This window comes from Nocardia amikacinitolerans NBRC 108937, from assembly GCF_001612615.1.
Classification (GTDB): domain Bacteria; phylum Actinomycetota; class Actinomycetes; order Mycobacteriales; family Mycobacteriaceae; genus Nocardia; species Nocardia amikacinitolerans.
Map to the genome: position 1 here is coordinate 1 of NZ_BDAU01000069.1, position 8000 is coordinate 8000.

The 8000-nt window shown below is 66.4% G+C and carries 8 protein-coding genes and 2 tRNA genes; 3 read left to right on the forward strand and 7 right to left on the reverse strand.

Annotated features, from left to right (window positions below):
- Positions 1–149: 149 nt before the first annotated feature.
- Positions 150–1661 (forward strand): recombinase family protein, encoded by a 1512-nt coding sequence (locus tag NAM01S_RS34550; RefSeq protein WP_218018495.1) that lies wholly within the window; start codon positions 150–152, stop codon positions 1659–1661.
- On the opposite strand, the gene NAM01S_RS32340 is transcribed toward NAM01S_RS34550, so the two are convergent.
- Positions 1640–1727 (reverse strand) — tRNA-Leu (locus tag NAM01S_RS32340). The two genes, NAM01S_RS34550 and NAM01S_RS32340, sit on opposite strands and share 22 nt — an antisense overlap.
- A 96-nt stretch (positions 1728–1823) precedes the next feature.
- Complete coding sequence (locus tag NAM01S_RS32345; RefSeq protein ID WP_067792893.1) at positions 1824–2693, reverse strand: NAD(P)-dependent oxidoreductase; 870 nt, start codon at positions 2691–2693, stop codon at positions 1824–1826.
- Positions 2694–2882: 189 nt separating this feature from the next.
- Here NAM01S_RS32345 and NAM01S_RS32350 point away from each other — a divergent pair, with 189 nt between their 5' ends.
- Positions 2883–3191 carry a winged helix-turn-helix transcriptional regulator gene (locus NAM01S_RS32350; RefSeq protein ID WP_067792896.1) on the forward strand — a complete coding sequence of 103 codons (309 nt, stop codon included), beginning with the start codon at positions 2883–2885 and terminating at the stop codon, positions 3189–3191.
- A 90-nt stretch (positions 3192–3281) separates the two neighbouring features.
- Positions 3282–3366 (forward strand) — tRNA-Leu (locus NAM01S_RS32355).
- 300 nt (positions 3367–3666) lie between these two features.
- Here the strand turns inward: NAM01S_RS32355 and NAM01S_RS32360 are convergent.
- The 5 genes from NAM01S_RS32360 to NAM01S_RS32380 all read right to left on the reverse strand — a co-directional run.
- Positions 3667–5385, reverse strand: a complete 1719-nt coding sequence (locus NAM01S_RS32360) for a CocE/NonD family hydrolase (protein ID WP_067792899.1) — start codon at positions 5383–5385, stop codon at positions 3667–3669.
- Between the two features lie 239 nt (positions 5386–5624).
- On the reverse strand, positions 5625–6239 hold the full coding sequence (locus tag NAM01S_RS32365; RefSeq protein WP_067792902.1) for a TetR/AcrR family transcriptional regulator: 615 nt from the start codon (positions 6237–6239) through the stop codon (positions 5625–5627).
- 153 nt (positions 6240–6392) lie between these two features.
- Positions 6393–6845, reverse strand: a complete 453-nt coding sequence (locus NAM01S_RS32370) for a YybH family protein (protein WP_067792905.1) — start codon at positions 6843–6845, stop codon at positions 6393–6395.
- A 10-nt stretch (positions 6846–6855) separates the two neighbouring features.
- Entirely contained in the window at positions 6856–7440 is a 585-nt protein-coding gene (locus tag NAM01S_RS32375; RefSeq protein ID WP_067792908.1) for an NADPH-dependent FMN reductase, read from the reverse strand.
- A gap of 163 nt (positions 7441–7603) precedes the next feature.
- A partial coding sequence (locus NAM01S_RS32380) for a transposase (RefSeq protein WP_157108015.1) occupies positions 7604–8000 on the reverse strand: 397 nt, incomplete at its 5' end.

The window sequence follows — 8000 nt, forward strand, 5'->3', positions numbered from 1 at the left end:
ATCAGCGGTTCGCCTTCTACGGGCGATGCTCCACCGAGGACAACCAAGACCCCGAAACTTCTTATCGGTGGCAGCGTGGCAACGCCGAAAAGTTCGTAGCCGAAGGCTCGATCGTCGCGGACTACTTCGACGTGTGACAGTCGCGCTCGGTGCCATGGCATCGCCGTCCCGAGGCTGCGCGCCTGTTATCCGATCTGAAGAGTCACACGCGCGGCTGGTCGGCGATTGTTGTCGGTGAGGGGACGCGCTGCTGGTTCGGCAACCAGTTCAGTCTCGTGGCGCCTCGCATTCAGGCCCACGCGGTCGAAGTCTGGGTGCCCGAGCTCGGCGGACGCTTCGATTCCCGCAATGTGACCCACTCGATCATGATGAGCATGCTCGGTGGCCTGAGCGAGTCCGAACGCCAGCACGTGCAGCAGCGCACCCGCGCCAGCATGGACGCCCAGGTCCTCAACGAAGGCCGCCATCAAGGCGGCCGCGCACCGTATGGATACCTGGTTGTCGATGGTCCACCACATCCGAATCCGAACCGGGCCTCCGACGGGTCCCGGCTGCGGATCCTGTCGCTGGACGTGGCCACCGCGCCTGTGGTCCAACGCATCTTCCGCGACTACATCGCCGGTCGCGGCGACAAGGCCATCGCGTATGAGCTCAACCGCGAGGGGATTCCCTGTCCGTCAGCACACCGTCCAGAGCAGAACCGGCACCGATCCCGAGACGGTTGGCAAGCCAGCACCGTCTCCGCGATCCTGCAAAACCCTCGCTACACCGGCTACGCCATCTTCGGCCGCTGGAACAAACAGGAAGAACTCCTCGATCCCGACGACGTCGCCGCCGGCCACATCACCCGCCTTCGCCGCTCCCCCAACCACCGCATCATCCGATCCAAGAAACCCGCACACCCCGCCATCGTCACGGTCGAAACCTTCACCCAAGCCCAACTCATCCGCCGACAACGCGCCAGCACCGGAAACGGCGCCCGCGGCCGCCTGGAACGCACAAGGAAACCCTCGCCGCGTGAGTACCTGCTGCGCGGATTGCTGCGCTGCGACATCTGCGGACGCAAGATGGAGGCCGGAGCAATCCGAGGAGTCATCTACTACCGCTGTCGCGCCAAGAACCTGACCCCAGGCAGCCCCGCCCTGGCCGAGCACCCCGTCACGGTCAACTTGCGCGAGGACCACCTCGTCGCACCGATCGACCGCTGGCTGGCCACCCTGTTCCATCGGACCCATCGCGACCGCACTATCGCCAGCCTGCTCGCGGCCCAAGACGACGGCGACCACGACACACACCGCGCACTTCTGCGACGCCGTATCGCTGACGCCGAAGCCAAGCTCGAACGCCACCTCGCCGCCATCGAAGCAGGAGTCGACCCGCAGGTCCTTGTCGCCGCGATGAACACCGCTCAAGCCGAGAAGGCAGCGGCACAAACGGAGCTACAAAACTTGCCCACCATCCCCCGACTAACCGAGACCGAGATCCGCAAGCTGATCGATTCCCTCGGCGACATCCCGGCCGTTATCGCCGCGGGAGCGCGATCCGACAAAGCGGAGCTCTATCGGGCCCTCCACCTCGCCATACGGTATCGGCCTCGACAACGGGTTGCCGTGGTCGAGGCCGATGCTGTGGTTAGCACTGGTGTCCGGAGGGGGACTTGAACCCCCACGCCCGATAAAGGGCACTAGCACCTCAAGCTAGCGCGTCTGCCATTCCGCCACCCGGACCGGTGGTGCTCAGCAAGGTTATCGGATGTGGCGGCTGGGGCCAAATCGCGGTACGAATCGCTGGTCACCGGGTGGTTCGGGGGCGGATGGGGCGGGTCAGCGCAGCTCTTCGAAGGTGCGCTCGAAGGCGAGCGCGCCGTGACCGTCGGCGACCTGACGGTCGATGAGGTTCTTGATCGGACCGATCACATCGAGCGCGACGCCTGCGTCTCGGCTGGCGCGCACGATGGCGTCCATCGCGGCCTTGTGGAAGTTCAGGTGCTGGACGTCGGTGGTGTAGTCGCCGCCGTCGATGATCCGGCCGTACTCCGGGATGAGCTGGGCCATCGCCGTCACCCAGGCGGTCGCCCGCTCGGCGAACGCGCTGACCGAGGCGCCCGCCGAGCGCGCGAGTGCCGCGCCGTGCAGGAAGCCGGCGAACATTCCGTACATGCTCGACAGCAGGGCGAAGTCCCAGGTGGACGCGAGGCCTGCGTCCTCGCCGAAATAGTCTGCGGCGGCGGCGAATTCGAGCAACGGGCGGTTGTCGTCGAAGACCTTGCGCGATCCGCTGTACAGGATGGACGCGCCCGGCTGCCCGATCATCGGCGGCACCGCCATGATGCCGCCGTCGAGGTAGTCGATGCCGTGCTGTTCGGCCCATCGGCCGAGTTCGCGGGCTTCCTCGGGCGCGGTGCTTGTCAGGTTGATCACCTGCTTGCCCGACAGCCGCTCGGCGACCGGGTCGAGCGCGGCGTGCACCGATGCGTGGTCGAGCAGGACGACCACGATCACCTCGCCCGCGCGCACCGCCTCATCCACGGTGGCCGCGCCGACCGCTCCGGCCGCGACCAGGTCGGCGTCCTTTCCGGGGGTCCGGTTCCAGACGACGGTGGACCGTCCGGTCTTCAGGAAGGCCGCCGCGAGGGCCTGGCCCATCGCGCCGAGTCCGAGGACCGTCACCGGGTTCTGCTTGTTCTCCGCCATCGCGGGTCAACTCCTTGGGGTTGGAACGTTGTGGTCAGCGCGCTGGAATCAACAGTGCTCGAGTGGCGTTGGGTCGACAAGTACCTACTATTCGGTCGGGTACTTACCAACATGTGTGTGAGCAGCTAGCGAGGTACGGCATTGGGCGCGAAGAGATCAGGACCATATTTCTGCGGCATCGACGCGGCTATGGACGTGATCGGCGGCAAGTGGAAGGCGCTGATCCTCTGGGAGCTCGAGGAGAACGGGGTGCGCCGTTTCGGCGAGCTGCGCCGCGGCCTGCCCGGCGTCTCCGAGAAGATGCTCATCCAGCAGCTGCGTGAGCTCGAGGAGGACGGCATCGTCACCCGCCAGATCTTCCCTGAGGTCCCGCCGCGCGTGGAGTACGAGCTCACCGAACTCGGCGCGGCCCTGAATCGCGCGCTCGAACCGCTCGGCGCTTGGGGCCGCGACCGCATCGCGCGCATCGGCGCCGGCCGGGTGCAAGTTCCCGCCTGACCTGGCGATTTGGTGATCTCCCCCGCTGCCCGTTTATGATCATGATCCGCTGGCGACGCCAAGTCGCCACGGACACAACAGAACACACCGGTCCGGGTGGCGGAATGGCAGACGCGCTAGCTTGAGGTGCTAGTGCCCTTTATCGGGCGTGGGGGTTCAAGTCCCCCTTCGGACACAAATGCGCACACGGGTGGTCGTGAAAGCACTTTCGGCCACGACCACCCGAATATTTCCTGACATTCGACCGATCTTCTCACCGCCAGAGCCGCTGATAAGGCATGGGCTGCAATGCTTCACGCATATCCTGGTCGATTTGGATTGTTGCCACTCCCCTCTCATACACCGCCTTCGCGAAAGTGTGCGCTGCTACGGGGTCGGCCCGGTAGTGCATCGGCGGCCAACCCGGGAATCGAACTGTGACATGGCATTGCATCGCATTGCTTTCGTCGTACGGCACGGGCGGAGGGCATCCCGTTCATTCGCCGTTCAGGATCGGAAGAAGCAGGCGCGAGCTGGAGTGCACCGTGTTGACGCCCGCGGTGCCGACGGGGGCATGACGGAACAGCAGCATGGGCTGGAAGTCCTCGCGATTGTCGTCGCTGGTGAGGGTCAGCCGGATGCGATGCCCGCGCTGGAACCGGCGGGCATTGGCGACCAGCGGAATGCGGTAGTCGACCGGCTCGCCCGAAGGAATAGGGATCTTCGTCCGCGCCGGGAGGACGGGCCTGCCGGTCTCGCCCGCGTCCTCGTCGATGTGGCGCATGCTGCCGCGCAGCCAGCCCTGGGTGATGTCGGTGGCCACGCCATCCGGATCGACGTCTTGCAGGAGCAGGATCCATGCCGTGTCGGTCGCGCTGCTGGTGGCGGTGAGCCGTAGTTCTGGGTGGCCGACCATGTCGATGTCGCCGGGAAGAGGGTCGCTGATCCAACTCAGCTGGGCGGGCATAGCATTCGCGCCGTCGGTGACGTAGCTACGCTCGCCGGGACGCTCGGCGGGCGTGAGGGAACCGTCGGCGTTGAGGGCCAGCGAGGTATGCGTGGCTGGTGGGGGCCAAGAGTCGGCGGTGCGCCACTCTTCGGCCCCGGGCAGCCAATAGCGGATGGCGGGGCCTTCGAGGATGCCGGTGTCGCGTCCCTTCAGCCAGTGGTCGAACCAGGCGAGGGCCTCGACGTGCATGCTTTCCCACGGCCAAGGCAGACCGTAGTTCCCGAGCATGGCCATGCGGACGTGCGGGTTGTGGGCGAGGGCATCCCAGGCTTCGAAGAGGCCGGGCAGATGGAGGGGGACGTTGGACCACTCGCCGCCGAGGTAGACGGGTATGTCGACATCGGCGAGCTGTGCGGTCAGGTCACGCTCGTCCCACCACGCATCGCGGGTGGGGTGATCGATGGTCACTGCCTCGAGCAGAGCGTTCCATGGGTGTGCGTCGTGGCGGAAGCGGCTGGCCTGCTCCAGGCGGCGGTGTACTTGGACGGCATCGCTCTTGCTGAACCGCCGATGGATGGCGGGGATGGCGAGTAGTCGACGCAGAAGGCGAGACAGCGGGTTGCGATAGAGGCGGTCGCCGTGGGCGGACAGGACGCCCAGCGCACGGATCCACGGGGCAATGAAGGCCTCGCTCAGTATGCCGTTGTGGTACGCGGCTTCCCATGCCTGGACGGTGACGTTGAAGGGGAACAGGGCCTTCAAGTGGGGCGGGCGCTGGGTAACTGCCTCCAACTGGCTCATGGCGTAGTAGCTGATGCCGATCATGCCTACGTTGCCGTCGCACCACGGCTGGTCGGCGACCCACTCGACCAAGTCGAACAGGTCCTTGCGCTCTTGCTCGTCGAAGAAGGTGTAGACGCCGCCGGAGCCGACCGTCCCCCGAAGGTTGGCGATGACGTGGGCGTATCCGCGCGGCACCCAGAAATCGCTGATGCCGGCCTCGATGATGGCCGCGGGGGCGCCAAGGTCCTGGAGCTGGCGGGGGTATGGGGCGGCCGCGATCAGGGCGGGAAACCTGCCCGCCGCGCCGGGCCGGTGAATGTCGGCGAGGAGTTGCGTCCCGTCGCGCACCGGGACGGGGACGTTGTCCTCGCGGGTCGTCCCGTGGCCGGCCGGGGACAGGTTGCGGTACTGGCGACCTGTGGTCTGCGGCCCGTTGAGCCGACGCTGCCCGGGCTCTACTCCAGCGGCCTTGAATCGAGCCATGATGCTCTCATTTCCACGTGTACAGAAATTAACTGCCCCCACCGTACGCACGTCAGCTCGACGCGGGCAAGGTTAATTTCCGCATATCGTGAAAATTGGCAGACCCGAGTGCTGCCTGGTCGACCGCTGCCTGCCGAGCGTTCGTCCGAAGGCTCGCTGCCGCGAGCGCACAGTGATTCAAGTGCCGCCGACCAGCGGTCCTGTGCTGGAGATCGGCGGCCCCGGGCAGTCGCTCGCGGTCAGGCGTTCTCCGAGATGTCCCCGCCGAGGGCACCCGTGAGATAGTGCTGCACGGTCGGCGCGATCAGGCGGACGACCTGCTCCGAGGGAATGTCGGCGAGGGGCTCGATCGCCCAGACGTACCGTGTCATCGCGAGGCCCACGATCTGCGTGGAGACCAGATTCGCGCGCACCTCGGCCTCGTCGCGGGCGAGGCTCGCCGACACGATCCGCAGAACGACCGCTGAGAAGACGGAGCGGAGCCGCTCCATCGCGAAGGGCTCGTGACTTGCCGCGAGGATGATCGAGCGCAGGACCTCCGCGGTGGCCGGGTCGTCCCACATGCGCAGCGCCGCCTCGACGAAGGCTCGCCCGCGCTCCTCCAGCGGGACCTCGGCGGCCTCGGCGATGCGCTCGCCGAAGGCGGCCGGTGGCTCCAGCGCCGCCTTCAGCAGTCCCGCCTTGTTGGCGAAGTAGTAGTTGACCAGGGTGGGGTCCACATCGGCGGCTTGGGCCACCGACCGCAACGAGGTTCCGTTGTATCCCCGCTCGGCGAAAGACTTGCGGGCTGCCGTCAGGATGCGGTCCGCCTGCGCGCCACGTTCCCCCCGCGGACCCCTTCCCGCTTGTCCCATGTCTCCGTCCCCCTCTTGCCCATGCCGTGAACTCACGTGCTTGCCTGCTGGTGCTGCTTTCAGCGCCTGCACGAATTCAGCACCTGCACGAAACATATTTCAGCACGCCGTGAAATTGCAACCGAGGCGCTCCGGCAACGTTCTCGCGCCCCCTCACGGCTCGAGGTCGACAACGCCTTTGCCGGTGGCGATGTCGAACGGCACCGAGACCTGGTCGTGCGCGATCAGCCAGGCGCCGTCGATCTTCCGCATGCCGTAGGTGACCCGGACCCACATACCGCTCGTTGCCGCCCCGTTGTTCAGCGTGCCGCTGAGACGAGCGAACGCCTGCCCGAATGCCACGTCATCGCCCACGGTGAACGTCAGGTCGCGAACCTCGTAGCTCACGGTCTCGAAGAGCGAGAACACTCTCGCCCAGTTCTCGAGCTTCGCCACGATCCCGACATGCTGGAGTGGCGGCTCGACATCGAAGGACACGACGTCGGTCGTGTAGAGCTGCTTCAGGGCCTCGAGATCCTTGGCTCGCAGTCCTTCGACCACCTTGTCGATTTGCCTGCGAATCTCGGCTTCGGCGGCGCGTGACCGGAAGTCGTTGGCTGTCGGCATGATCGGCTCCTCACGAATCGACGAGAGCGGTTGCGGCGCCCGTCCGCAGCGGCGCGAGCGCGGCGCTCCAGGCGACGACCTGATCCAACGTCTTGTGCAGGGCGGCGACGTGGTGGTCGCGTGGAGTGAAGGTCGTGTGGTTCTCGAAATCGGTGAGCACCGAGATCGCGACCTGATAACTCACGTCGGCCATGCCCAGCGTGCCGCAGACCGTCCGCAGCTGCACCACGGCGCGGGCGCCGCCGCCCACGCCGTAGGAGACGAAGCCGACCGCCTTGTCGGCCCATTCCGCGCACAGGTGGTCGATGGCGTTCTTCAGCACCCCGGGCACGCCGCTGTTGTATTCCGGTGTCACCACCACGAAGCCGTCGAACGGGGCGATCCGCTCGGCCCAGGCGCGGGTGGCTTCATGGACCGACGGGCCGAACATCGGCGGCGCGGGTTCGTCCAGATGCGGTAGCGGATGGTCGCGCAGATCGATCAGTCCGAACTCGGCGTCGCCGCGCTGCGATGCCGTGTCCAGGACCCACTGCGCGACCTGCGGGCCTTTGCGGTTGGGCCGGGTACTGCCGAGAACGATGCCAATTCTCATCATTTTCCGAACTCCTGCTTTGCTGACAGTGTCACGACCTTTCGACGGAACAGCCGTCCGGAATGTCAGGCCGTCTCGCCCGCCCCGAGTCTGTTCCTCACATTTCCGGTCGCTGATTCGTCGGTTTCGGTGAGGGAGACTGACCGAAGGAATCTCAATGACGATGTCAAGCCGCGATCGGGACCCCGTTGACGCTCGGGGGCTTGGGATCGAAGGGCCGGTTGTCGCGCAGCAGGGCCCACAGCACGTCGACCAGGCGCCGGGCCAACGCTAGAAGGGCTTGGGTATGGATGAGTCGTTCGGCGCGTTTGCGCTGGTAGAACGTTCTGGAAGGGCCCTCGGTTTTGATCGAGGACAGGGCGGCCATGAAGAACACGCGCCGCAGCCGCCGGTTGTAGCGTTTGGGTCGGTGCAGGTTGCCGCTGATCCGGCCGGAGTCGCGTGGCACGGGCACGAGTCCGGCGTAGGAGGCCAGCCGGCCTGGGGTGGTGAACTCGGCCACGGCGTCGCCGCCGGTGGCGACGAGGAACTCGGTGCCCAGGTGTGGGCCCATGCCGGGCAGC